This is a genomic window from Saonia sp. (assembly GCF_056326165.1).
In genome coordinates, this window is the sequence record NZ_JBWFBN010000006.1 from 48,675 (window position 1) to 74,460 (window position 25,786).

General features: G+C 34.8%; 20 protein-coding genes. 7 read left to right on the top strand and 13 right to left on the bottom strand.

Annotation, left to right across the window (positions count from 1 at the left end; genetic code table 11):
- Nucleotides 1-3: 3 nt before the first annotated feature.
- Nucleotides 4-2,439 carry a M14 family metallopeptidase gene (locus AC000W_RS07210; RefSeq protein ID WP_474747202.1) on the bottom strand — a complete coding sequence of 812 codons (2,436 nt, stop codon included), beginning with the start codon at nt 2,437-2,439 and terminating at the stop codon, nt 4-6.
- A 164-nt stretch (nt 2,440-2,603) separates the two neighbouring features.
- On the opposite strand from AC000W_RS07210, the gene bshC reads away from it, so the two are divergent.
- A complete protein-coding gene (gene bshC, locus AC000W_RS07215; protein ID WP_474747204.1) occupies nt 2,604-4,205 on the top strand; it encodes a bacillithiol biosynthesis cysteine-adding enzyme BshC in 1,602 nt (533 codons plus the stop codon).
- A 340-nt stretch (nt 4,206-4,545) separates the two neighbouring features.
- On the opposite strand, the gene AC000W_RS07220 is transcribed toward bshC, so the two are convergent.
- Nucleotides 4,546-6,510, bottom strand: coding sequence for a thiol-activated cytolysin family protein (locus AC000W_RS07220; RefSeq protein ID WP_474747205.1), 1,965 nt, complete (start codon nt 6,508-6,510; stop codon nt 4,546-4,548).
- Between the two features lie 230 nt (nt 6,511-6,740).
- A complete protein-coding gene (locus AC000W_RS07225; protein WP_474747206.1) occupies nt 6,741-8,633 on the bottom strand; it encodes a tetratricopeptide repeat protein in 1,893 nt (630 codons plus the stop codon).
- 131 nt (nt 8,634-8,764) lie between these two features.
- Between AC000W_RS07225 and AC000W_RS07230 the strand changes: the two genes are divergently transcribed.
- On the top strand, nt 8,765-10,135 hold the full coding sequence (locus AC000W_RS07230) for a pyridoxal phosphate-dependent decarboxylase family protein (protein WP_474747208.1): 1,371 nt from the start codon (nt 8,765-8,767) through the stop codon (nt 10,133-10,135).
- Here AC000W_RS07230 and AC000W_RS07235 read toward each other — a convergent pair.
- Nucleotides 10,132-10,857 carry an SIMPL domain-containing protein gene (locus AC000W_RS07235; RefSeq protein ID WP_474747209.1) on the bottom strand — a complete coding sequence of 242 codons (726 nt, stop codon included), beginning with the start codon at nt 10,855-10,857 and terminating at the stop codon, nt 10,132-10,134. The two genes, AC000W_RS07230 and AC000W_RS07235, sit on opposite strands and share 4 nt — an antisense overlap.
- Before the next feature lie 98 nt (nt 10,858-10,955).
- Here AC000W_RS07235 and guaA point away from each other — a divergent pair, with 98 nt between their 5' ends.
- From guaA to AC000W_RS07250, 3 genes are read left to right on the top strand one after another with little or no spacing between them, the layout of a single operon-like run.
- The gene (guaA, locus tag AC000W_RS07240) at nt 10,956-12,485 is read left to right on the top strand and encodes a glutamine-hydrolyzing GMP synthase (RefSeq protein ID WP_474747210.1); all 1,530 of its coding nucleotides are present in this window, start codon (nt 10,956-10,958) and stop codon (nt 12,483-12,485) included.
- Nucleotides 12,486-12,487: 2 nt separating this feature from the next.
- The gene (locus AC000W_RS07245; protein ID WP_474747212.1) at nt 12,488-14,641 is read left to right on the top strand and encodes a PBP1 and LysM peptidoglycan-binding domain-containing protein; all 2,154 of its coding nucleotides are present in this window, start codon (nt 12,488-12,490) and stop codon (nt 14,639-14,641) included.
- A gap of 30 nt (nt 14,642-14,671) precedes the next feature.
- Complete coding sequence (locus tag AC000W_RS07250) at nt 14,672-15,199, top strand: DUF922 domain-containing protein (RefSeq protein WP_474747213.1); 528 nt, start codon at nt 14,672-14,674, stop codon at nt 15,197-15,199.
- A gap of 5 nt (nt 15,200-15,204) precedes the next feature.
- Here AC000W_RS07250 and AC000W_RS07255 read toward each other — a convergent pair whose 3' ends face one another.
- From AC000W_RS07255 to AC000W_RS07275, 5 genes are read right to left on the bottom strand one after another with little or no spacing between them, the layout of a single operon-like run.
- Nucleotides 15,205-16,449, bottom strand: coding sequence for a hypothetical protein (locus AC000W_RS07255; RefSeq protein ID WP_474747215.1), 1,245 nt, complete (start codon nt 16,447-16,449; stop codon nt 15,205-15,207).
- Between the two features lie 5 nt (nt 16,450-16,454).
- Nucleotides 16,455-17,429, bottom strand: coding sequence for a hypothetical protein (locus AC000W_RS07260; protein WP_474747216.1), 975 nt, complete (start codon nt 17,427-17,429; stop codon nt 16,455-16,457).
- A 2-nt stretch (nt 17,430-17,431) separates the two neighbouring features.
- Nucleotides 17,432-18,478, bottom strand: a complete 1,047-nt coding sequence (locus AC000W_RS07265; protein WP_474747218.1) for a hypothetical protein — start codon at nt 18,476-18,478, stop codon at nt 17,432-17,434.
- Between the two features lies 1 nt (nt 18,479).
- Entirely contained in the window at nt 18,480-19,466 is a 987-nt protein-coding gene (locus AC000W_RS07270) for a hypothetical protein (RefSeq protein ID WP_474747219.1), read from the bottom strand.
- A 10-nt stretch (nt 19,467-19,476) separates the two neighbouring features.
- Nucleotides 19,477-20,010, bottom strand: coding sequence for a hypothetical protein (locus AC000W_RS07275; RefSeq protein WP_474747221.1), 534 nt, complete (start codon nt 20,008-20,010; stop codon nt 19,477-19,479).
- 177 nt (nt 20,011-20,187) lie between these two features.
- On the opposite strand from AC000W_RS07275, the gene AC000W_RS07280 reads away from it, so the two are divergent.
- Nucleotides 20,188-21,987 carry a tetratricopeptide repeat-containing sensor histidine kinase gene (locus AC000W_RS07280; protein ID WP_474747222.1) on the top strand — a complete coding sequence of 600 codons (1,800 nt, stop codon included), beginning with the start codon at nt 20,188-20,190 and terminating at the stop codon, nt 21,985-21,987.
- 7 nt (nt 21,988-21,994) lie between these two features.
- The gene (locus AC000W_RS07285; RefSeq protein ID WP_474747224.1) at nt 21,995-22,741 is read left to right on the top strand and encodes a LytR/AlgR family response regulator transcription factor; all 747 of its coding nucleotides are present in this window, start codon (nt 21,995-21,997) and stop codon (nt 22,739-22,741) included.
- Nucleotides 22,742-22,748: 7 nt separating this feature from the next.
- Here the strand turns inward: AC000W_RS07285 and AC000W_RS07290 are convergent, their stop codons facing one another.
- The 4 genes from AC000W_RS07290 to AC000W_RS07305 form a co-directional block, all read right to left on the bottom strand.
- Nucleotides 22,749-23,300, bottom strand: a complete 552-nt coding sequence (locus AC000W_RS07290; protein ID WP_474747225.1) for a DUF1572 domain-containing protein — start codon at nt 23,298-23,300, stop codon at nt 22,749-22,751.
- Nucleotides 23,301-23,366: 66 nt separating this feature from the next.
- Complete coding sequence (locus tag AC000W_RS07295) at nt 23,367-23,804, bottom strand: hypothetical protein (RefSeq protein ID WP_474747226.1); 438 nt, start codon at nt 23,802-23,804, stop codon at nt 23,367-23,369.
- A gap of 149 nt (nt 23,805-23,953) precedes the next feature.
- Complete coding sequence (locus AC000W_RS07300) at nt 23,954-24,808, bottom strand: hypothetical protein (RefSeq protein WP_474747228.1); 855 nt, start codon at nt 24,806-24,808, stop codon at nt 23,954-23,956.
- Between the two features lie 167 nt (nt 24,809-24,975).
- Nucleotides 24,976-25,749, bottom strand: a complete 774-nt coding sequence (locus AC000W_RS07305) for an abortive infection family protein (RefSeq protein ID WP_474747229.1) — start codon at nt 25,747-25,749, stop codon at nt 24,976-24,978.
- Between the last annotated feature and the right edge of the window lie 37 nt (nt 25,750-25,786).

Consider the following 25,786-nt stretch of genomic DNA (forward strand, 5'->3'; position numbering starts at 1 on the left):
AGTTTAATTTACCATAAAAAGGGCATTGGCAAAAAATAGCTTTCCATTTTCCCAAAACCCACGGAAAAGAGGATTATCTACCATATAAATAACATGGCCTTGACCATGATTTTCTACGCCAAAAACCAAAGTATTTTCAATTTTCTTTTGAGCTTTGCTTCCTGCAAAGCCAGAAACTGGCACAGCTTCTTCTTCTAAATACACAACAGTACCATTTTTAAGATAATCATATGCTGCATTTCCCAATTTAAGTGTATGGTAGCTGTTCCCATAGCCAAAAGCCAAAGGATGTGTGTTATCTACTTTTGTTTTAAAAATTGCTCCGGTAATGGCATCTTTGACCCGCTCTCTTTGTATATTTTCATGAGAGTGCAAAGTAGAATCTTTTTCTTTTTCGTCCTTTTTCTTTTTAATTGAAAAACCTTTTTCACCAGAAATGCTAGAAATGGCACCGCCCATAGCAATAAGTTTGCCTCCATGACTTACCCAATTCTTAATTTTTTCCAACTCCTTTTCATTAAAATACTTACCATAACCTGCAGGTAGAATTAAAACATTGTATTCAGAAAGTTCAATTCTGCCAAAATAATCTTTATCCAGAACAGTGACAGGGTAGTGCAATTGTTGTTCAAAGAAATGCCAAATTTCTCCAAAACGTAGCGTAGAAGTTGATCCGCCAGATAGCATGGCAACTTTAATATTTGAAACCATATTTACATAACTAGATCCAAAATCTTTACCAGAATCTACAAAGCCAGTTTGTACCGATGTAAGTTCTTTGGAATGATTTTCCATAGCTTGGGTTAAAGTCCCTATAAAATCTTTATGATTTTTATTATCTGATTTTGTAATAATCAAACTGCCACGGCCATATGATTTACCATCTATTGAAAACGGTTCTTCCGTATAACGGACGCGAATTTTTGCCTGCAAGAGCTCCGCTAAAAATTTAGCATCCTTTATACTGTTCCAATCTGTAACATAGGCATAAGCATCTGAAACTTTATTTGAGGACTTACTTATTTCAATAGGTGAACTTGGGACTAAATTTTCTGAAGCAATAGTTTTTAGACCATAGGCATAAGGTAGAGACCATGCTGTAATGTCATAAGTGAGAGAGTCACTTAATTTTGCATTGGGTTCAAATAAAACCTTTACTAAAGTTCCTTTTGGCTGATTTGTTGAAACCACCAAGGTATTTTCAGAAGTTTTTAATGAGCCTATTCTATTTGTATCATAATTATACCCTTTTACATTACCGTTAGAAGCTCTTCCAAATTCAATATCATGTTTAATAAGTAAATTTTCCAAAGCAATGACCTTATCTCTATCGCCATTCAACACATAACTTTTGTACTTATAGTTTTTGTTTTTGTAGAATTTTTTGAACTCGGTATTTAATTTTTCTACATTGTTGGCAGATACTTCAACAGTGGACATACCTGTTGTAAAATGATGTGCGATACGATCTTTTAAAGTTAATGTATCACCTATATTGGTTTTAATTCCTAATCCAGCACCAATACCAGCTTGTTCATAGGTCATGCCAATGGCGCCGTTGTATGTAGGGTAGGTATCTCCATAGCTCGGATAAAGCAAATCAAACACCTCTTTGGTAAAGTAAAACCACCCATTGGCATCAAAATATTTTGCATGGTTCTTACCAATGGTAACTTGGAAATCTCTTTGGAAGTTGGTAATAACTTCATGATATGGTTCTGCAGCTGGCGCAAAATAATATGGATTGTTAACGCCTTGTTCATGAAAATCCACATGTACATGAGGTAGCCATTGATTGTACTTTTTTAAACGTTGTTGACTCTCTACTTGGGTTAACCATGCCCAATCACGGTTAAGGTCAAACATATAGTGGTTGCTACGTCCGCTCCACCATCCTTCAATATGTTCTTTACTGTAAGGGTCTACATTGTTAGGGGTATTTTTATATTGGTTGTACCAGTTTACATAACGATCACGACCATCTGGATTAATACATGGGTCAATTATCACTACCGTATTTTCCAAATAACTAGATTTAGCGGTAAGCAACTCATATATGGTCTTCATGGAAGCCTCGGTACTTACACTTTCATTACCATGTACATTATAGCTCAGCCAAACAATAGCTTTAGATGCATTACTTTCTCCAGAGGTGCTTTTTAAATGTTCTTCTCGTATAGACTCTAAATTTTGCATATTGGCCGCAGAAGAGATATAGGCCAGTAATAACGGTCTACGCTCATTGGTTTTACCGTATTCTATTAGCTGTACTCGGTCCGAAACATTTTCGGCAAGATATTCGTAGTAATCTACGACTTCATGATGGCGGGTAAACTGAGTACCAAGTTCATAACCTAAAAACTCAGAGGGTGATTTAATGTCTTGTGAAGTTGTGAGAATTGAAAATAAAAAAACAAAAGGGAGTAAAAAATGCTTCATATACTTGCGCTTAGTTTGTACACAACCAAAATAGCAATAATTAATTGATTTTTTATGCTAAAGGGGCTCAAGCAGCAACATTATTTGTTTAGACGTAATTAACGTATTTTTAGGAATTGAAAATCCTAAGTATTTTATCTTTACTCGGATTTTTAAAATTATCTATGGAAGTTGACTGTATACCTTTTAAAACCACTGGTTACTTTTCACAATTAATATGTGATTATATTGAAGAGAAAGAGGGATTAAAACCCTTTTATAACCGATTTCCTTCCTTGGATGGTTTTAAGGAGCAGATTACGGAAAAACAAAACAGTTTTTCAATAGAAAGTAGAAATATTCTGTGCAAATCCCTTATTAAACAGTACCAAGGAGTTAAAACTTCAGAAAGTACAGCAGCCAATATTTTACTTTTAAAGGAAAGCAACACTTTCACAGTGGTTACAGGACATCAGTTGAACCTTTTTACTGGCCCTCTGTATTTTTTATACAAAATTATTTCTACCATTAATCTTACAGAAGAACTAAAAGAAGCTAATCCCAAATACAATTTTGTCCCTATTTATTGGATGGCCACAGAGGATCATGATTTTGAGGAAATAAACTATTTTAATTTTAGGGGAAAGAAGCTGCAATGGAACAAAAGTGTTTCTGGGGCCGTTGGGCATATTCCTACTGAGAGTTTGGATGAGGTTTTTGAAGCTTTTTCCAATGAAATAGGAAGCAGTGCAAATGCGACAGCTTTAAAAGAACTGTTTGCCAATGCATACCTAAAACATACTAATCTAACGGATGCAACCAGATACTTGGCCAATGAGCTTTTTGGCTCATACGGCTTGGTAATTATAGATGGGGATGATAAAGAATTAAAGAAACAGCTTATTCCATTCATGGAGAAAGATATTTTTGAAAAAGCTTCTTTTAATGCTGTTACAGAAAGCATTTCTCAGATACAGCAAGCCTCAAAAAACTACAACATACAAGTAAACCCTAGGGAAGTAAATTACTTTTATTTGATTGATGATTTACGTGAGCGCATAATTGAACAAGACCGAGGCTATATTGTAAACGATACCAATATTAAATTCACCACGGAGGAACTAAAAAAAGAAATAAGCGATTTTCCTGAACGTTTTTCTCCCAATGTTATAGCGCGTCCAATATATCAAGAAGTTATTTTACCTAATCTATGCTATATTGGTGGCGGTGGCGAAATTGCCTATTGGCTAGAGTTAAAAGCAGTTTTTAAGGTCATGGAGATTCCTTTTCCAGTTTTATTGGCACGTAACTCAGCTTTGGTAATTACCGAAAAGCAAAATAAAAAACTTAAAAACCTGAATCTTTCTTTAGAGGATATTTTTTTAAAGCAAAGTAGTTTTATCAATAAAAAAATAAGGGAAATCTCTAATATTGATATTGATTTTTCCTCACAAAGGACACATTTACAGCAGCAGTTTAAAAGCCTCTATAAATTGGCAAAAGAAACAGACAAATCGTTTTTAGGAGCTGTAAAAGCACAAGAAGTAAAGCAATTAAAAGGATTAAATGCTTTGGAAAAACGTTTGCTAAAGGCCCAAAAGAGAAAATTAAAAGATCAGGTTGTTCGTATGGCAGAGATACAGAACGAGCTTTTTCCAAATCAATCACTACAAGAAAGGCAGCTTAATTTTTCTGAATTGTATTTAGAAATGGGTAATACACTTATTCCATTTTTATTTGATGCACTGCAACCTTTAAAGCAAGATTTTTTAGTTATAAAGCACTAAAAATCAACCATTAATAAATTTTTATTCATTTTCTGTATAAAACAGGTAGGGTTTTATACTAGATGGTTGTTTTATATATGAAAGTTGCTATGAAATGAAAATTAATAAACTTCATTCTAATGTTGTTTATGCAATAGGAATGAAGTTTTTAATTTGAAGGGAAAGCGGTTCTTGAGGTGATTTTGAACCAAAAAAGGAATTAAACTTTCACAAAAAAGAAATTACAGTGTCATAATAAGTAATGTGTTTAGGTTGGTTTTTGATTTTAATGTAAAAGCCTCGGGGTGGTTCCCGAGGCTTTTTTTAATTAACTAACTCAATTCTAATTCAAAATACTTTTTTAATTAATGACCCACGGGCCGTTAAAAGTGCGTGTTGGCGATGATAAGTATTCCATTATTTCATCTCCTTTATCGTTAACTAAATACCAACGTCCACTACTTCCGCCAAACTCAATATACGTTGCGGCGCCTACTTTTTCAAATAGTTCTCCACTCTCGTTGGTTGTATTTACCCACCATGTTGTTGAATCTAATGGGTCATCCCATGTTCCGGATCCAATTGTGCTATAAACAGAGTATTCATCTCCGGGTTTTGCAAACAATGCCATTGTTGTATCTCCAGCTCGCGTTCCAGCTTCGAACCCTCTACCTGCAAATTGAAAATTACCACTATCGCCAAAGGAGCTGTTTACTAGGAAAATATTGTTATTTCCTCCATCTCCTCCTGTGGTATAAGTACCAATAGGGACCGTTGGGGCATCACTATTGGTGGCATTTTCAGAATTTGATTTTGAATAGGCCAATCTAGAATTTAAAAGGCCTGTTTTATCAAAAAGATATATTCTAAAATCCGATAATTGAATTGCTGCTCCAACATTGTCTAGTGGCACAATACCAAGAGGTGAGTCAGGATTTTTAATGTCAAAAACACCTTTTACTTGCCCGCTATTTCCATTGTACCATGCATATTTAGTGCCCTCCATATTAAATACAAGAACATTACTATCAGCAACATGCGCCATGGCTCCTATACCGCCGCCATCTTCATCATTCTTAAATAAATCAACCAAAGATTGAAGTCCTTGTGGAGGTAGAATACCCTTAAGCTCACACTCTACAACATCATACTCAGTAGCCAATTTCACACCAACAATCTTATCGGGTCTTTCTACACTTCTTACAACATATGATAGTGGTAGGCCAGCTCTTATATCAGTGCTTTCTGCCAGTTTGTTGGCAATTTCAGAAATATTGCTCTCCCCCGCCAGTTGAAATGTACCAGCTGCATCTCCCCCATATGCAATTACCTTTATTTTAAGTTCATTTAGCTCTTCCATTGCACTTACGCCAAGTTCTCCCTCTACTTTATTTTTAAATGCACCATATGCTACATTCAGTTTGGCATCCATTTCTTGTCTACTAGAAGTGGATTCAATCAGCATATAAAAAATACGGCCATAAGTGACAGAAGAAATAAATGTAGCAGGATTGTCCGCTTGTACATAAGTTGCTAAATCCTCTGGAGTAACACTTTCATGAAAAATCTGCTCCAAGCTTGTGGGCAAATCAAAACTCATGGTATAATAAGACTGTGTAAGCTTTACCAATGTTCTATTGAATGTTTTTTCGGTACTAAAGGACATGTCAGCAGATACTTTTGTGGTAAACGTTTTTACATCGATGCCCATTTCCAAAGCCATCTGGCTTTCGGACTCTATTTGAATTATATCCAATTGAAAGTTTGCAGGCACTACATCTCCAGCATTAGCAATAATGTTGTTCATACCATCCTGGATGCTACTTTTTTTAACCTCATCAACGGTAAAACTGGAAGTTAAATTTCCATTATTTAGGTTATATGAAATTGTCCCTTTGGCACGTTGTACAACAATTGGTGATGGAGTTGCATTTTCCAATGTTTTACCTTGTAATAATGCGCCTGGGTAAATAACATCAGCATTGGTGTCAAAAAGGGGAAACTGCCCGTTCCCATCTTCTACACTTAATGTTTTGGTAGTGCAAATAAAGCGTTCGGTAACGGTTTCACCTTCTTCTTCACGGTCATAATCTTCATCTTCTGGTGCAGATTCACTAAGAACTTCTTCTGTACGGGATTGTGGAAAATCCTCTGGGTCGGCTCCCAGCTTAATGACATCTTCAAAGGATTCGGCGGTTGGGTTTGGGTCTGGATCTGGATTGTCATCTCCACTACCTCCACCTGTACTGTCTTTACTACATGCTATTATAAGAAAGGCCATGGCCAAAAATAATAGCTTACTTACGTTTTTGTTTTTTGTTTTCATGATACTTATTGTTTTGTGGTTAAACTTTTACGTTTTGTTTTGTGTGACCTGCTCGGTTGTTAGCTGCAGCACTTAGCCGAGCAAGACCACAAAACTGGTTGTTGTCAACTTAATGACACCACAAACATAGATGAGGAATTATGGGAGTAAAAATTTAGTGGGGGGACAAAGGGTGGACACCCCAAAAATAAAGAAGGGACAAAGGGTGGACAGGCTGTTAAGCCTTTGTTTTAAAGGCTTAGAACCAAATCTTGTAAAGAGTCTTCAGAGGTAATGTCCAGTTTTTTTCGGAGTCTATACCGTGCTTTTTTAATCCCTTCTTGAGAAATATTAAGGATATTGGCAATTTCTTTGGATGACAAATTCATTTTTAAAAGAGCCATTAGGCGCAATTCATTGGAAGTGACTTCAGGGTATTTTGTTTTTACATTGCTGTTAAAATCTTTGTGCACCTCTTCAAAATATTTAGAGAAATTTTCCCAATTATTATCATCTTGTAGGTCAAAATTAATGGTACGTATCAATTGTTGGTATCCATTTGCATTTTCAGAGGCTTTTAATTCTTTGGCCTTTGACTTTAGGTTTTCAAGTGTCTCATTCTTTTTGGCCAAGTGTAGGGCGTGGGTGGTTAGTTCCTTTTTCTTAAAAGCAAGTTCGGCATCTACCTTCTCTTTTTCCAGTTTGTTGCGTTTCATTTTCTGGCGCAGAGCGTAAAATCCTATAAGTGAAAGAAGCAAACCTATCCCCATTAAAATACGTTGTAGATTACTAATTGAAGCTTCTTGTTCTAAAACGGTAATTTCTTTTTCTTGAAGCGCAAGTTGTTGTTCTTTTTTTTCAGTTTCGTAAATAGTACGTAGTTCTTCTATTTGCTGAGACTTGGTTTTATTGAAGATTGAGTCGTTTAAGAATTGAAATTGCTTTAGGTCCAAAATGGAGTTTTGTAGTTGGCCTATTTGCAAATAGGCTTCAGCTCTATGTTTATATGCATTCATTGTTTCATTGATAAATCCGGTAGAATCTTTATAAGTTAAAGTTTTATTTAAAAAAGGAATGGCCTCAATGGGTTTCTCCATTGTAAGATAGGTGTTTGCTATTTCATTTTGGGTGTCAAGAATATTGGCCTTAAAATTATTTTTTCGGTGAATTTCCAGACCTAGTTTTAGATATTCAATTGCTTTTGAATAATTTTCCTCTTTGGCATAGACTTTTCCCAAATTGGCTCTTGCGCTTCCTTCCATGTCTGAAACTTTGTGTTCTATGGATAGATTAAGGGTTTTGGTAAAATAATCCTTGGCTGTTTTATAGTTTCGTTTTTGAAAATAAACCTGTCCAATATCATTATTTGCATAACTTACGTAAACATTATCTTCTTGTTCCGTATAGACTTTAATGGCTTCTAAATAATATTCAAGGGAGTTGTCATAGTTACTTCTTATAAACTCAATATTACCTATTTGTCTTTGAACATCAGCTTTACGCCAAGGTTTGCTATGTACAGTATCCAATATTTTTAATGCTTCCAAAGACTTCTCCAAAGCAATCTTATAATGTCCTTTGTTAATATATATACTGCCAATATCACCTACGGTAATGGCGTAACTATACGTGTTGTTCTTTTTAAAATAATTGGCGGACTTTTCCAAAAGCGCAATGGCCTTGTCATAAGCCCCTTCTGATTTGTACGTGCCGGCAAGAGATGTATGAACTGTTGCAGCATCACCTTTATTATTTATTTTTTCAAAAAGCTGCTGTGCATTTTGATAGTAGTATCTTGCCGAGTCAATTCTTGAAACATTGTGAAAATAGGCACCCAAATAGTAATTCCCCCATCCTTCACCTCTTTTGTAGTCAATTTCAGCGGAAATATTTCTAACTTGATTTGCAAATTTTTTAGAAAGTAGCGGTTGGTTAAAACGAAAAGTGTTGTATAAGGTTGCTAGAGCTACAATTTTTATTGAATCATTTTTTTTTTGTAAAGCAATTTGGGCAATACTATCTATTTCAAGATTGTTTTGTCTGTAATGGCTAAATATGCTATCAAGGGCTTTATCGTTTTGTGCTGAAATACTAGTTACTATGAAAAAAGTGATAACAGAGCAAATTTTTGGGACAGTTTTCATTAGAGTCTGGTTTGGACTCCTAAAATAAGAATTTATTGCCAAGTTTATGTAAAACAAGTTCTTACAGGTATAACTTGTTTTGTGAAATATACATTTTCCAAAATCGTACCTTTGTTAAAACTGATTTTTAAATGCACAATATAGATATAGATTTAGTGGAAATGACCTTGGATGTTATGAAATATGCCATCCATAGAATTACGGCTACATCATTAGAATTAGGGCAGCCCAAAAAAGAGGAAGAGTTGAGAAAATTGGTGGGTGAGACCGTTACTTCTGATGGTATTGGAGGGGAAAAAGCATTTCAATTATTTAGAGATGTTTTGGTAAAGGCAACAGTGCCTATTGACCACCCAAGACATTTGGCATTTGTGTCTGCGGCTCCTACCAGAGCATCCATTATGTTCGATTTGGTGACTTCCGCTTCCAGTATCCATGGTGCCTATTGGATGGAAGGTGCAGGTGGAATTTTCTGTGAAAATGAGGCTATGAAATGGTTGGTTTCGCTTACAGAATTGCCTTCTGGTGCATTTGGGGTATTTACCAGTGGTGGTACGGCAGCAAATTTATCAGCTATGGTAACTGCGAGAGAGAATTGGAGAAAGAACAAAGAAAATGTTGGGGTTAGAGGATTGGTAATTACTTCCGTTGGGGCACATTCTTCAATTAAAGCTATGGCAAAGGTTATAGATGCGGATATTTTATTGGTGGATTCAGAAAATAAGATGATGTTTTCTGATTTAGAAAACACGGTTAAATCACTTTCAGCAATAGATAGAAAAAGATTGTTCGCGGTAGTGGGTACGGGGGGTACAACAAATGCTGGTATTATTGATGATTTGGATGGAATAGCCCGTGTCTGTGAAAAGGAAAACCTTTGGTTCCATGTAGATGCGGCTTATGGAGGTGGTGCACTGGCGGCAGATTCGGTTAGACACCTTTTTAATGGCATTGAAAAAGCTGACAGCATTACAATAGACCCACACAAGTGGTTGTTTTCGCCCTATGATTGTGGTGCAGTGATTTATAAAAACCCTGATTTAGCAAAAGAGGCGCATGCCCAAGAGGGTTCTTATTTAGATATTTTTAAGGACGAGGGCGCTGTTGGGTTTAATCCCTCCGATTATCAAATTCAATTGACCAGAAGAGTCAGAGGCCTACCATTATGGTTTTCTTTGGCCACGCATGGCACCGAGAAATACAAATGGGCTGTGGAACAAGGTATTCAATTGGCACAAATTGCCGGTGAAATTATTGGAAAAGAAACCCATGTTGAATTAGTAAGAGAACCTAGTTTATCCTGTGTACTTTTTAGAAGAAAAGGCTGGCAACCTCAAGATTATACCAATTGGACCTATAAAAACCACAAAGCAGGCTTTGCACTGGTAACTCCTACTAAATGGAAAAGAGGAAACGAATATGAAACTATTGCACGCTTTTGTTTTATAAATCCCGATACGACAAAAGATGATATAAAGGCAATTTTGAATTCTATGAACTAGTTGGCATTGTATTCCAAACGCATGGTTATGGATGCCGTTTTGTTTTTGGATGAGGTGTTGTAGGCACCTCCCCATGAATAGTCCTCTCCAGAATTTTGCCCAGTGATTTGGAATACTCCCATACGTGCAGAAATCAGTTCCCCAAGACTTCCTCCAGCGTTATCGGCAATTTTTTCAGCTCGTATGCGAGCATCTTCTGTGGCTTTGGAAATCATTTCAATTTTAAGGTCGGCCAATTTTGTATAATAATACCTTGGCGGGGAAGAGTTGAACTGGACCCCTTTATTTAAAAGCTCGGTAATTTCTCTAGAAACTTCTTCAATCAAAGCTACATCGGTTGACTCTATCTGTATGGACTGGGTTAGTTGGTAGCCCCTAAAAATACTACCCACATAATTGCCATTATCGTATTTATTATCTCTTTGTTCCGTAGTTTGTACAGAATTGAAGATGATGTTTTTTTCATCAATTCCTTTAGAAATTAAATATTTTTTTACAATTTCTTTTTCCTCATTCAATCTCTCAAAAGCTAAATTCAGAATTTGGTTGTTTGCAGAAAACCTACCTTCCCAAACGATAAGGTCAGATGTAAAGTTCTCGTTGCCAAGACCTGTAACCGAGATAACCCTGGGAGGTTGGGCTCTCTTTACATAGGCATTTCCTAAAAAATACGCTGCAATTATTATAGCTGCACCAAAAATTATGGCTGAAAGATGTTTCATTTTATTGATTTATTGCTTGTATACAAGCAGTGAATAATATCACTATAAATATACCTAAAAGATGCTTTCTAAAATAGTTCAAATTGCTATTTTTGCGCATGCAAGACAAGGTTTTAATTCTAGACTTCGGTTCACAGTTTACGCAATTGATTGGCCGTAGGGTGAGGGAACTCAATATTTATTCGGAAATCCACCCGTATAATAAACCACCAAAGAACATTTCAGATTTTAAAGCGGTTATTTTATCTGGTAGCCCATTATCGGTAAGAGGTGATGATGTGGCGCATCCAGAATTGGATGAAATACGTGGAAAAAAACCTTTGCTGGGTGTATGCTACGGAGCACAATATTTGGCACACTTTGGGGGAGGTAATGTATCACCATCCAATACCCGTGAATATGGAAGGGCCAATTTGAGCTACATCAAAAAGAATGACCTTTTTAATAATATCTCTGAAGGTTCCCAGGTATGGATGAGTCATAGTGATACTATAAAGGAATTACCGACCGGAGCGGAACTATTGGCCAGTACTCATGATGTAGAATTTGCTGCCTATAAGATTGAAGATGAAGACACTTACGCAATTCAATTCCATCCAGAGGTTTATCATACTAAAGATGGAAAACAGTTATTGGAGAATTTTTTGGTACACATTGCTGGGTTAGAGCAAACGTGGACACCTGATGCTTTTGTAGAGACCACTGTTGCAGCTTTACAAAAGAAATTAGGGAATGATAAGGTTATCTTGGGACTGTCCGGTGGAGTGGACTCTAGTGTAGCTGCCATGCTTTTACACAAAGCTATTGGAAAACATTTGTATTGCATCTTTGTGAATAACGGATTGTTACGGAAAAATGAATATACAGAAGTACTTAAACAGTACGAGGGAATGGGTCTTAACGTAAAAGGAGTTGATGCTTCGGCACGCTTTTTGGATGAGCTTGCAGGAGAGAGCGACCCAGAAAAGAAAAGAAAGATTATTGGACGTGTTTTTGTTGAGGTTTTTGATGATGAATCACATTTGGTAGAAAATGCAAAATGGTTGGCACAAGGGACTATTTACCCAGATGTTATTGAATCGGTTTCCGTAACAGGAGGACCATCGGCAACCATAAAAAGCCATCATAATGTTGGGGGATTACCAGATTTTATGAAATTAAAAGTGGTAGAGCCTTTAAAAATGTTGTTCAAAGATGAGGTAAGAAGAGTGGGCGCCAGTATGGATATGGAAAAATCCATTTTAGGACGCCATCCCTTCCCAGGACCGGGATTGGCCATTAGAATTTTGGGTGATATCACAGCAGAAAAAGTAAGAATTTTGCAAGAAGTAGATGCGGTTTTTATAAACGGATTAAAAGAATGGGGACTTTATGACAAAGTTTGGCAGGCCGGAGCCATGCTTTTACCCGTAAATAGTGTAGGTGTTATGGGAGACGAACGTACTTACGAAAAATGTGTAGCTTTAAGAGCTGTGGAAAGTACAGATGGTATGACGGCGGATTGGGTTAATTTACCCTATGAATTTTTGCAGAAGACTTCAAATGAAATAATTAATAAAGTAAAAGGTGTCAATAGAGTTGTTTACGATATAAGCTCCAAACCACCTGCAACCATAGAATGGGAATAAAAATGATGAAATTATCTTTTAAATTGGTACTGTCTTTGGCATTACTGCTGTTTTTTTCTGTCAATATATCAGCACAAGAAAATCCTGTCCATAAAGTAAAAGATGGAGAAACCATAGAAAGTATAGCCAAACAATATAGGGTTACTCCATATACTATTCTATCTTTTAATAAGGAAATTAAGCAAGGACAGACCTTGTTCCCTGGAACTACTTTAGTTATTCCATTGTATCCAAATGCTCCCAATACCAAAATTTCAACAACTAATGAAATAGAAGATGCAGCTGAAACACAACAAGAACCTATAGGTTTTACCAATCACAAAGTACGTAAGAGGGAGACGCTTTTTGGTATTGCTAAACGTTACGAAATCACCCAAGAGGACATAAAAAAATACAATAAGGACCTGTATTCCATGCAGCTTAAAAAAGGAATGCGTTTAAAGATTCCAAAGTTTCCAGAAGTTGTATTGAGTGAAGAAGAACTGTTAAATCAGGATGGTTTTGAAACTTATACAGTTCAGTCTAAAGAAACCAGATGGAGTATTGCCCATAGATACGGAATTACCATAGACAGTATGTTGGTGTTGAATCCTCAATTGAGTGCTACCAGTGATAATTTGGCTGAGGGTCAGGAATTAAAACTTCCTAAACCAGAAGGGCTACCAGAGCAAGAAGTACAATTGTATCAATCTTATACAGTACCAGCAAAACAAACCTTTTATAGTTTGGAAAAAGAGTTTGGGGTTACATCAGCGGAGTTGATGAAATTAAATCCTGAAATTGGCGAAAGGGGAGGACTTAAAGAAGGAATGGTACTCCGTATTCCAGAAAAGAAGCCTTCTACCGATGAGGTAAATACGGATAATTATATCTTTTATGAAGTAAAGCCTAAACAGACAGAATATTCTTTGACCCGTAACCTTGGAGTAACCTATAGGGAGCTTTTGGAGTTAAACCCAGAATTGATAAATGGGCTAAAAGCTGGGATGGTGCTAAAACTGCCAAAAGACAGAATGGGAGATTTGGAGGTAAAAAACTCCTTGATTTTAGATAAAATAAATTTGTTGGACAGCATTAATACTGTTAACAGACCAAAATTAATGGTGCTTTTGCCTTTTAGATTAGACCGTTTTAATTTAAACGATAAAGAAGAGGTTGTTAAGACCATTGAGAAAAGGAATGATGCTAAGTTAGCTTTGGGATTGTATTCTGGAACTTTGGTCGCTTTGGATTCCATTAGAAAATTGGGAGTTTCTGTGGATGTTAAAGTATTTGATACTGAATTGAGCCTTAGCAAGACAAAGGATATATTGCTAAAAGAGAATTTAATGGACGTAAGCGCTATCATTGGCCCGTTGAACCCTATGTCTTTAAGAGAGGTTGCGGTACAGGCCGCAAATTATCAAATACCAGTAATTGCACCTATTACAGCTGAAAGTGATTTAAGCCTGAATAATGTATTTTTCTCAATTCCTACAGATAGTATTTTGCGAGACCGAATGCTTTCTTTTGTAGAAAGTAAAAGAACAGATGAAAATATTATTGTTGTATACGGCATGCCCCAAGAGAATGTAAAAAATAAGATTGTACAACACTTTCCTTTGGCCAATTCCATTGAAATAAAGGAATCTGAAAAGAGTATTTCATTGAATATTGATAAGTTCAAGACTTTTTTATCTGAAGAAAAGGAGAATTGGATATTTGTGGAAACCGATGATTTTAAAGTGGTTTCTAGTGTAATATCAATTTTAAATTCTACCAATACGGAGGAAATTAAAATTAAAATGTTCACCACCAATTATAACAGTGCCTTTGAGAACGATGTAATTTCGAATGCACACTTATCTAATTTAAATTTTTGTTACCCATCTGTCTACAGAAATGCCCCAGACGATTCTTTTGTAAAAATGTACAGAAAGAGATTTGGTTCTACCCCGGATAAGTATGCCACAAGGGGATTTGACCTTGCCTATGATTTACTGCTTAAGCTTGCATATAAAAACAATTTATTTGAAGTTTCTAGCGTTATTGGAGAAACGGAATATACAGGCAATAAGTTTAATTACAGCAAGGATATGGCATCTGGGTATTTTAACACTTCGTCCTATATTATGACGTATGAAGATATGTGGGTAAAAGAGGTGAAGCCTGAATAATTTTCCCCAAAAATAATCTTGTCCTATTAAATGCACATTCTAAAGAACATAATACTCTTTGTCTTTTTATGGACTTCATTCTGTTCCTATTCACAGGAGTTAGATACCATTCCTTGGACAAAGGAAAGAAGGTTAAGCTGGCAAGATTTTAGAGGAAAACCCAAAGGCGGTTCCAATGCAGCTGCCGTTACAGCAAGCGGAATTACCTATAGTTTTTCTAGTTTGGCCAGGGGAAGTGAGGTCGAGGCAGAGTTTAAGGTGCATACTTTTTTCTACCCAGATAAATCATGGTACAAAAAGGAGGTGTGTGATGATCTTATTTTAAGTCATGAACAGCTACATTTTGATATTTCTGAACTCTTTGCTAGAAAATTTCGTAAGCGTTTAAACGAGCTCACTTTTAGCCTTAAAATAAAGGAAGAGGTAAGAACTATTTACAAAGACATTCTAAAAGAGTTAAATGACTTCCAGGAACTCTATGATTGGGAAACCAATTTCTCTAGAGATACAGAAAAACAATTGGAATGGAACAGGGAAATTGCCAAAATGATGAAGTAGAAAGCTTAATTAGGCTCTTTATGGGTTAAATTTTCTAATGAAATTTCACCAATCTTTTGTGTAAGCCCTTCATCTTCATATAATTCTATTATTGGGTTTACATAATGATAGGTATAGCTTGGATGATTAAAGTTAATATTTGTAGTGTCAATTTCTTTAAAATCCACTTGTACCTTGGAAACAAAATACATTTGCCTTAATTTTTTATTGACCAAAACTTCCGCTTTTTCTGGATTTACTTTTATTAAAACAAATCCATTATAAAATTCAGGTTCTGTAATTTTATTGAACATAGTGTTTTCATATGGTGCTTTAGGAGAGTATTCAAAAAAATAATTGTCATTGGTACTAGAATAGTCCAAGCCATATTGTCTGGCACGTACTGGAAGAGGAACCCAAAAACCATTTTTATCAAAATCATAGGTTCCTATAAATTTAGTTGGACTAACTAAATAGAAAGTTTCATTTTCATTTTTAAAAAAATTGCTACTCCAATCAGTAATTACGTCCAAATACTTTGTTATGAAGTCTACATATTTTTCATTTTCAGTAAAGTCATCGGCCCTGTTTCCTCCCCATTTGTTCATATATGCACAGTTGGTTTGTGTACTTGGGTTACTGCAAAAATAATTTCGTTTAAATGTATCAGTGCCCATAGTAAAAGCAAAATCCAGTAGCATTTTTTGCACAAGGTTGGATTTTACTTCTTCTTCCACAAGATCTCTGGTTAATTCGGTTAGAGCTGTTTTGTCCAAAAAAACAAAATATTCTTTCATCATATGCATTTTGGCCAGCTTAAGAAATCCAGGATAACTATACCCAAATTTTTTTCGCTTTTCTTGATATTCTGCTGTCATTATAGGGCTATTGGAATTGGTTTTTTTGTAAAAATTACAAGTTCCAAACCGAGGTAAATCTTTGTGTTTTTGAATAGCAATATCATTAAAAGCATTTGAGGGGGATTTATATATCAATATATCTGAATCATCAATAACTATTTCTTTTGTTGGCTTTTTGGATTGTATTTCATTTTCCTGTTTTGGAACTTCCTTTTTTGCGTATGGTTCAGTTGGTTTTTGTTGATCGGTAATTTTGGGTTGTTTTTTCTGCCCAATTTCATCTATCTTTTTCTCAACTGCTTCTGTTGCTTTCTTTTTTAAGTTCTTTAAAAATTGGCCCTGAACGGGAGTAGAGAAAAGTAAGGTGAAGATTCCCATTAACAGAATCAATATAGGCTTTGTATTTTTCATGCGCTTCAATATTTTGTTTTCATGTCGGCAATGTTGATTTCCCCAATTTTTTGGGTAAGAGCGATATCCTTATAGAGTTCAATTATCTGTTCTTCCAGTTCAAAATCAAATTGTACATGGGTGTTCACCAACTTGGGCTTTACCATTATTTTAAAGACCAAGAAAACAGGTGAACGGTTTTGGAACTGGAATACTTTTGCCTTATCTGGAGTTATGGACCAAAGTGCAGGCTGGTGGCCGTGCCGTATTTTTTTTTCATTTTCTGTGTACGGAATAAAAAAACTACTGTGTAGCAGAAAACTACTGCCAACCCCTTTCATTGAAGGAGAAACCCAATACCCTTTTTCCTTAAAATCATATTTACCACTAATGGCTGATCGCACTACATAATAGGCTTGTTGTTGGTTATCTTTAAAAAATGAATTGCTCCAACCTTTAAGATTTTTGTAGTGATCATTTATATATCCTTTATAGCCTCTCATTTGTTGAAACTCGTTATTTCTTGAACCTCCCCATCCTATTGGAATTTTTCTCTCCCCATAGGTATTGGTAAATTGGCACAAATTTCCTTGTTCTGGGTCACAGAAGTACTTTTTAAGCACCTCTTCCGATGCTGTTTGTGCGGCAGTGCCCAATAAATGTTGTTGGGCAAACTGTGAATTTTTACTTTTTTTATCCTCTGTGCCACTATTATTTCTTTTGGTCAATTTGCCCAGTTCCATATCCTTGAAAATTTCTGCCAAGTATTTCATTTTCACCAAAGACTCATAAGCCTTATTGTTGGTTGGTGGGGTAACACCCCTTCTAAAATACAGTTCACCATATCTGGGCAGGTCTTTATGAGATTGTATGGTAATATCTATAAAGTCTTTGGAAGGTGTTTTGTATATAATCGTATGGTCATTACTTGTTTGCCCTTGCCCAAAAAAGAAAAGGAATAGTAACAAGAATGAAGTTGTCCCTGTTTTTTTTAATAACATAATTATGGGTTTTTACTGGTCATGGAATTAATATCAATTTCCTCAACTTTTTTGGTGAGACTGTCATCAGTGTAAATACTTATTAAAGAGTTGTTTAAGGAGAAATTTGTTTTTAGTACATCATGACGGTAATTATGTATGCCTTTGAGTTCAATATGTACATCAAAAACCAAATAAAGTTCCTTGTGTTTTTCAGAAAAAACCTCGGCCTTTTCTGGGGACATTGCTAGTAATATTTTTATCCCTTGTGGATGAACCAATTTTCTTTCTTGACCATTAGAGGGCTCAAAATCGGAAAACTTTACTAAATAATAATTGTTGTGAGCAAACCTATTAGAATTTATCCAAAATCCTTGACTCTCAAAATCATATTCCTCTAACCGTGTTTTTATTACAAAAAAACCATCCGCCTTATTTTCTGGAAGCAAGGTTGATGCCCATTTTTTTAAAGGCTCAAAATTCTCTGAAACAAAGGAAGTATATGCTCTTGATTTTTGAAATTCGCTTGCACCTTTTCCGCCCCATGAGGTCATATTGTTTAGCCCACCATGATAATAAATATCATCTCCATATTTTCTATCGCAATCTTCTGTTTTTTCATTGCATAAAAAACGCCTCATCTCTTGGCTGTTAAGCATTGAGTTGGCTAGTTTTAGCATATGTTGCTGTGCTGTGAAGGATTTTAAGTCTTTGTCATACATATTATTGGTTCTCTTGGTAAAGAACTTTCTATCCATAACACTATACATGTCATCTTGGAACCTCATTTTTAAAAGTTCCATAAAACCTTGTTTTCCATAAAGGTTTTCGGTCATTTTTTTGTCAATGATAGGGTATTCTTCAGAATTGCTTTGGTAATAGGATCCATCTGGTTTTACAAAATATTCATCTTGTGTGCCAAAGCGTAATTTGCCATTATGGCTTTGCAGGGGTATTGAGATGTATTTGGATGAAGGTGCTTCAAATACAATTGTTTCTACATTTTGTGCATTGGCGCCAACAAAACTAAAAATGAAAAATATATGTAAGACAATTATTTTTTTGAGCATGTTATTGAGTTTTAATGGTGGCTTTATCCAAAGAGATAGTGGCTACTTTTTCTTGAAGCCCCATGTCTTTGTAAAATTCCATATCTGGTTTTTCAAAATTATAACTGGCTGTTACCATTTTATTTGAAGTTTCTTCCTTGCCAAAGGATATGTTTATTTTTTGCACGGCAAATAGATAGGTTTGCCTGTTTTTCTGTAGTTCTTCCGCCTTTTCAGGGGCCATTGGTAAAAATACCTGTTGTCCCCTAGAGTTAAACTTATTCAGTAATTCATTTTCATATGAATACTTTGGAGTATAAATGCTATTTATGCTAGATTGCCCTCTTCCAGAACCAATAACTTGTATTTTTAATTTGCAAAATATCCAAAACCCATTTTTATCAAAATCATAGCTTCCAAGATTAATCCTATGAACAAAATAGGCTTTAAGGTTGTTTTCTTTTAGTAATGCATCATTCCAAGAAGTTAAATTGGGGAGTACATTGATCATATAGCTTTTGTAATACCTGGATTTTTCAAATTCATTCTTACCCAAAAACCCATTTTTGCATTTGTCTGTATTGCAAATGTTATTATTCAAATTATGAAGGGAGTTTTGCAATCTAGAAATGGATTCATCTTCCTTAGTGGATTCATAGGTAATGGTAACCGGTCTTTCTTTACTCATTTTACCAACCAAATCCATATTGAATTTTAATTGCGCCATCATGGTATAAATAGAATAACCCGACTGTATTTTTCTATTTTTCTCCTTGGTGGCTTCGTCTAATAAACGAGCCACTCCTTTTCCGGCATTGGAGGGGGCATAGTTATTTATCTGCCCCAACCTGGTTAAACCTTTATGTGCCTGTAAAACAATGTCCTTAAAATCTTCTGATGGCGATTTGTATATGAGCAAATCGTCCTTTAATTCTTGTCCAAAGCCTATTTTTACTACTAAACAAAAAAGTAGTAAAAAAGCTATTATATGTGCTTGCTTTTTTTTCATGGAGTCTCAATTACCAATTAATAGTTCCGGCCATTGTTAAAATAGCATCGGTTTCTGTATTAATCACTGTGGTTTGGTTTAAAACTAAGACTTTGTTGTCAAAATCTATAGAAAAATTTTCTCCACAAGCTGTAAAAAAACCTAAGTAGGGAGAAGAACATGCGTGCCTGTACTCTTCTCCATTTTTGACTATGGTCATGGAAATGGCCTTATCTATATCTATAGAACCTCCCGTGGAAAAATCAGAGGCTACTATTACAAAGCCATTATCGGTACTTTTATATTCAAAATCATCATTTTTAACTGTAATATTTTCTGATAAAAGAACCACCGATTTATCCGTACCTGTTAGGTTGGCATTGCCCACCTCAATATTTCCTACAGAAAGGGAGGTTCCAAATTGTGATGTTTCATCACCAGAAAGATGAATGGTACCTTGGATTTTGGTTGCTTCATCTTCGTCAGAACCAGACGAATCATTGCTACAGTTTAATAGGGATATCAGAACCATTAGAAAAATAAGGTAAGTGGATAATTTCTTCATAGCTTGTCTTTAAAGAAGTAAAGTAGCTTCTTTTATAGAAGTATGCCATGACCTTTTATTAATCGTATAGATTTCAATGTCCAACGTGTTTGTTTTGTTATTAACTGTTTTGGCAAAAAGGCTAAAACCCTCAATTCGAATTAGGAAAAACATTAAATTTGATGTTCAACCATACCCATGATGTACAGAATTCAGAAAAAAGTTTTTTTTTTCGTTCTATTTTTTGCCCTTTCTATTACAAGTCTTGCTCAGGAGCATGTTTTAGATTCTTTATCAAATGAATTAAAACTACATACCCAAAAAGACTCTACCAGAGTAGATTTATTGGTTGGCTTAGCTTGGAATATGGCGCAAACAAAACCAGAAGAGGCATTCCCTTATATAGAAGAAGCTATTGAAATTTCTAAAATTATAAACTGGGAAAAGGGTAGGGCGCTTGCTCTAAGGCAGAAAGGAAATTTATATTATATAATGGCCAATAATCTGGAAGCTTTGGACGCCTACCAAGAAGCATTAACCATAAGTTCTAGTATAAACGATAGAGAGCTAGAGGCGGGTTTGTATGGTAATTTGGGTAATATTCATGCAGATTTAAAGGAATATGATGAGGCTTTGGAAAAGTACGATTCTTACTTGGAAACATCCATAACTCTAGGCAATAAATCTGACCAGGTAAAGGCATTGACCAACATAGCAATTATTTACAATGATACGGATAGATATGACGAAGGAATACCATACCTACATAGGGCTTTATCTCTGTCAAAAGAAGAGGAAAACGATTTTTTTGTAGCAGCTATTACCAATAATCTGGCATTGGCATACAAAAATTTAAAGGAGTATAAAAAAGCATTGAATTATTATGAAGAGGCCTTAGGGATGGCTAAAAAGGTTCAAAGTAAATATATAGAAGCATCTGCTCTTAACAGTATTGGTAAGGTGAGTATACTCCTTAAAAATTATGATTTGGCCGGGGAAAGTGGAGAAAAAGCCCTGCAAATAGCACAAGAAATGGGAGCGGTAGAATGGCAGGCGGACTCATGGAAGGTGTTAAGTGCCGTATATGAATATCAAGGGAAAACAGGAGAAGCTTTAACGGCTTATAAAAACCATATTCAATTTAGGGACAGTGTACTAAGTGAAGAAAAAAGGGCAGAGCTTACCAAAAAGGAAATGCAGTTTGAGCTGGAGAAACAAGAAACAGAGGCCAATGCAGAAATAAAAAGGCAAAGCCTTGTAAAAAACACATACTTAATAGGAGGAATTTTATTGTTATTTGCCACAGTAGTAGGGTATTTTCTATACAAAAAACGAAGAGATGCTCTAGAAAAAGAGAAAATGGCCGATTTTAAGGCCAAAGTTGCTGAAACTGAGTTAAAGGCACTGCGCTCCCAAATGAACCCTCATTTTATATTCAATTCTTTTAATTCTATAAGTGATTTTATTTCTAAAAATGATATTAAAAAGGCCAATGAATACCTTTTAAAATTTGCAAAGTTAACGCGCTCCATTCTAGAGAATTCTGAAAAAAAATGGATTAGCCTTGAAGATGATCTGGAATTAATGGAACTATATATGCAGATTGAAGCACTACGCCTCAAAAATAAACTTTCCTATTCTATTACGGTAGACGAAGGTGTAGATAGAGAAAATACATTGCTGCCCCCATTGATGTTACAACCTTTTATAGAGAATAGCATTTGGCATGGAATAGCCAAAAAAAAGACAAAAGGACATATAAAAATTATAGTAAAAGAAAAGGATAATATGCTAGTCTGTATTGTAGAGGATGATGGTATTGGTAGAAATAATGTTTTGGGAAATAATAAAGAAAATAAATCTATGGGAGTAAGAATAACTAAAAATAGATTAGACATTATTAATCAATTAAAAAAAGCAAATGGCAGCGTAAAAATATTGGACAAGGAGCAAGGGCTCCGGGTAGAATTAAAGTTACCTTTAGAACTTCAATTTTAAACAGAATATGCTTAAAGCCATTATTGTAGACGATGAACAGCATTGTATTGATAGAATTACAATGTTATTAAGTGAATATAAAAAAGACATTCAGTTAGTCGCCGCTTGTACTACTATTGAAGAAGCAAAAGCACAGATTAATGCGTTAAATCCTGATGTTGCTTATTTAGATGTGCACATTAATGAAAATACGGGGTTTGACCTTTTGAGTCAATTACCTAATATAAATTTTGAGGTTGTATTTACAACGGCTTTTGACACCTACGCGGTAGAGGCTTTTAAATTTTCCGCATTGGATTATCTTTTAAAGCCAGTGGATAAAATTGAATTTGGAAACGCTATAAAAAAAATAAAAGAGAAAGAAGGATTAAAGGATACTGCCAAGAAGTTAGAAGTATTGTTCCATAATTTTGAAAACAAGGTAGGCCGTCAAAAAAAAGTTGCCGTACCCACTTTGGAGGGGTTAATATTGATTGATGTTCACGATATTATTAGATTTCAATCTGATGGAAATTACACAGACATTTTTTTGAGTACCAATAAAAAGCTGACGGCAACCAAGACCTTAAAATATTTTGAAAATATGTTGGGTGATGAAGACTTCTTTAGGGTTCATAAATCACACTATATTAATTTCTCATGTGTAGAAAAGTATATAAAGGGTAAAGGCGGTTATATAGTTATGTCCGATGGTTCCAACATAGAAGTTGCCATTAGAAGAAAAGACGAATTGCTAAAGAGGTTGATGGGCTAGCTTTGTTTTACAAATCATCTGTAAAATGTTCTTTTCTTTTTGGCTTGGAAAACTTCTCTTTGTTATAATCCTTAGATTTACCTTTTGGTATGGATAGGGAATCCCATTTTTCATCTTGCGCCATTTTCCCGATAAATACAATTTGTCCAACGTGGTAAGGATAATGTGATAATTGTCTATTTATAGCTTCCAATACGGTATGCCCCATATTTCTAATATAAATTTCTTTACCAAGGTCTTTCTCTGTTAATGGATTAATAGCGTTGAATAGACAATCCCAGCCCTCATTCCATTTTTCTAGCAATTCCGTTTTGGTTTTTATGTCTCTATTAAATTCTTCATCACGATTTCTCCATTCTTTTTCTCCGTCCGTTGTTAGGAAATTAGTCCAACGAGATAACATATTGCCGTTTAGGTGTTTTACAATCACGGCAATGCTGTTGCTCTCGTTATTGGGTTGCCAAAACAATTTTTCCTCAGGAATTTGCTCAAAAGTTTGGTCCCCGAGCATTTTGTAATAAGTAAATTGTTTTATTACACTTTTTAGATAATACTTCATTGGTTTAATTTTCTTAAGCAACCTTGTACAGAGCAATGAATTATACACATTATTGGCTAATATTTATTATAGGTAATTGAAAAATAATTCTACAATTACACCAAGGACAATACTGAATAAGGCTTCTAACTTAGATAAGCGTTTTAATTTATATTTGTTTGCAAATGCTAACCATAGGCATAACAGAGCACAAATCAATAAAATTATGGTTCCATATAAGGGAACGGTGCTATTGAAAAGCCCTATTTGATTAAAAAAGGAATCTTGCAAAGTAGTAAAACCAAAAAGAGCCAAAGTAAAATTTGCCTTTTTATGTCCACTAAATAAGTAATAGCTTGCAATTAATAGTTCAACACTTATTGCTAACGGACCAAATTGGTTATAATAACCTCTTTTAAAATATGCCTCAAAACCTTGGGGAAACTCAATCTTCATTATAAAGGCAATGCTTAGACCAATTCCGATAATCAAAAGTAATAATGCAATTGTCTTCCTTTTTTTCATTATGTACTGTTTAATGTTTGCCAACGGTCTCGGCTATGAGTAGTTGCGTGGTTTAGCACTAAACTTTGCAAATACACTCCAAGCTGAAAATCCGCGAGAATTTTCGTAAGTAGGCGAGTACTAGCAATGAATTATACACGGTGTTGGCATTAGTTATTTTTCCTCTTTTTATTCAGTTTTTCAAATTCAAAATATGATTTCAATTCTTGAATTAGAAGTTTATTTATTTTTAAAATTTCGTCTATACTTAATTCATTTTCTCTTAAATATTCTAAATCCTCTAAAATCCACTTTTGTTTTTTTAGAACTTTTTTATCTACTTCAAGACCAATCCACTTTGAATCTTTTTCTTTTCGTTTAATCGATTTTAAAGAATCAAATTTGTCGTGAAAACTTGTTATTGAAAAATAATGCTCGATTAAAAGATATAATCCATTTAATTTATGATGTTCAGATTTGGATAGTTTGTCTCCAAACTCCAAAGTCTTTTCATCAAGATTTTTGATATCAATAGTATTTAATGCGTATTGTATACGCTTTACTGTGAAAAGTAAATTCTGTAAATTGAAAATTACTCCAAAAGCAAAAAGTGGGTGAATAGTATTTTTATTTTCCTTAAAATCTTTTTCGAATTTGTAAATTAACTTATCAAAAGTCAGAAGTTCATCGTCCATTTTTTCCGCTGACTTTGGTTGTTTATATTCTAATTTATCATAAGTCAGTAGATTCCATACAATTCCGAGTTTCTTTTTCACATAAAGATGAAATCCGAATTTTGATTTTCTTTCCTCGTACTTTTTTTGAGCAAAAGGAATAATCACAGCAGCAATTAAAGTCAGAACACCAATCAGTAGAAACCAAATATTCCAATCAACTTTATCAGTATTTTCTATTACTTCGACTCTAATTGGATTCGGAATCTTATTGACTATAGTATCAGTAACCGTTTTAGGTAAGGAATCAATTACTTTTTGAGTTATTGTATCGGTTATCTGTTTATTCATTCCCTAATTAATGCCAACGGTCTCGTATAACCGTCAGTTACGGGTTAATATGCGTTAATTTTCGGTTTAGCACAGACGTTAGCAATTCCGAGTGGATTCGGACGTAGTCGAATCCGCCGTAATTGCTGTTATACATTGTTACCTGCTGGCTTTTATTTCGTTCAAGTTTAAAATGGCAAATCATCGTGTTCTTCTTCTACTTCTTTCGGTGGTTTTGGTAATTTTGTTTTAAAATAAGACTGTAAAAAGAGTCCGACTGTTGTAACAGCATTTACCACAAAATACGTGTATATCGAGTCAGTAATTAAATAATCTTCTTCAGTTTTTCCGTGAAAATCCGTTTTTTCACTCCTCAATTTTTCTATTGACTGACTTATTGATAATAGCGAACTTCCAATTGTTTTTATTTCTACAGGATGATTACTATCTAAAAAATTAAACTCTTTTATAATTATTGTAGTCAGTTTGTATAGAGTTTCCGTTCCTTTTGTTTTACTTTTTATTCTGTCGTCTTTCAGTATTTCCTTTACTATACTTTCCAATGCAGAATTCGCTAAACCTACAGCAAGACTTGGGTCAGATTCGATTTGTTTAAATGCCTTTGTAAAAGTGTCGTATGCCGTTTTAAAATCAGATTTTAATTCGTTTTTGAATGTTGGAATGGAAGGAATGAAATCAGGCGTGTCAACTCCCATATTTATTGCTACTTTCAATAAATCGCTTCCGTTCATTGAATGTAAAGTCCTCAATAAATCAATATCTCCACTTTCTTTTTTTATAATTGGAAAATTCTCCCAATGATTATTCCAATCTTCGTCTACTTCGTGCCATTTGTCAATATATAGACTCACTTCCCTGTAAGTTTTGTATTCCTCCCATATCGCATCGTGAACGGATTTCACAAGTTTCATTTGATATTTAGGGGAAATAAGTTCGTTCATATATCTTTAATCTTTCTTTTGAGTTCGGATTTTCAGC

Coding starts and splice junctions, on each gene's coding strand:
- AC000W_RS07210 (WP_474747202.1), bottom strand. CDS start 2,439: ATGAAGCATTTTTTACTCCCTTTTGTTTTTTTATTTTCAATTCTCACA.
- bshC (WP_474747204.1), top strand. CDS start 2,604: ATGGAAGTTGACTGTATACCTTTTAAAACCACTGGTTACTTTTCACAA.
- AC000W_RS07220 (WP_474747205.1), bottom strand. CDS start 6,510: ATGAAAACAAAAAACAAAAACGTAAGTAAGCTATTATTTTTGGCCATG.
- AC000W_RS07225 (WP_474747206.1), bottom strand. CDS start 8,633: ATGAAAACTGTCCCAAAAATTTGCTCTGTTATCACTTTTTTCATAGTA.
- AC000W_RS07230 (WP_474747208.1), top strand. CDS start 8,765: ATGCACAATATAGATATAGATTTAGTGGAAATGACCTTGGATGTTATG.
- AC000W_RS07235 (WP_474747209.1), bottom strand. CDS start 10,857: ATGAAACATCTTTCAGCCATAATTTTTGGTGCAGCTATAATAATTGCA.
- guaA (WP_474747210.1), top strand. CDS start 10,956: ATGCAAGACAAGGTTTTAATTCTAGACTTCGGTTCACAGTTTACGCAA.
- AC000W_RS07245 (WP_474747212.1), top strand. CDS start 12,488: ATGATGAAATTATCTTTTAAATTGGTACTGTCTTTGGCATTACTGCTG.
- AC000W_RS07250 (WP_474747213.1), top strand. CDS start 14,672: ATGCACATTCTAAAGAACATAATACTCTTTGTCTTTTTATGGACTTCA.
- AC000W_RS07255 (WP_474747215.1), bottom strand. CDS start 16,449: ATGAAAAATACAAAGCCTATATTGATTCTGTTAATGGGAATCTTCACC.
- AC000W_RS07260 (WP_474747216.1), bottom strand. CDS start 17,429: ATGTTATTAAAAAAAACAGGGACAACTTCATTCTTGTTACTATTCCTT.
- AC000W_RS07265 (WP_474747218.1), bottom strand. CDS start 18,478: ATGCTCAAAAAAATAATTGTCTTACATATATTTTTCATTTTTAGTTTT.
- AC000W_RS07270 (WP_474747219.1), bottom strand. CDS start 19,466: ATGAAAAAAAAGCAAGCACATATAATAGCTTTTTTACTACTTTTTTGT.
- AC000W_RS07275 (WP_474747221.1), bottom strand. CDS start 20,010: ATGAAGAAATTATCCACTTACCTTATTTTTCTAATGGTTCTGATATCC.
- AC000W_RS07280 (WP_474747222.1), top strand. CDS start 20,188: ATGATGTACAGAATTCAGAAAAAAGTTTTTTTTTTCGTTCTATTTTTT.
- AC000W_RS07285 (WP_474747224.1), top strand. CDS start 21,995: ATGCTTAAAGCCATTATTGTAGACGATGAACAGCATTGTATTGATAGA.
- AC000W_RS07290 (WP_474747225.1), bottom strand. CDS start 23,300: ATGAAGTATTATCTAAAAAGTGTAATAAAACAATTTACTTATTACAAA.
- AC000W_RS07295 (WP_474747226.1), bottom strand. CDS start 23,804: ATGAAAAAAAGGAAGACAATTGCATTATTACTTTTGATTATCGGAATT.
- AC000W_RS07300 (WP_474747228.1), bottom strand. CDS start 24,808: ATGAATAAACAGATAACCGATACAATAACTCAAAAAGTAATTGATTCC.
- AC000W_RS07305 (WP_474747229.1), bottom strand. CDS start 25,749: ATGAACGAACTTATTTCCCCTAAATATCAAATGAAACTTGTGAAATCC.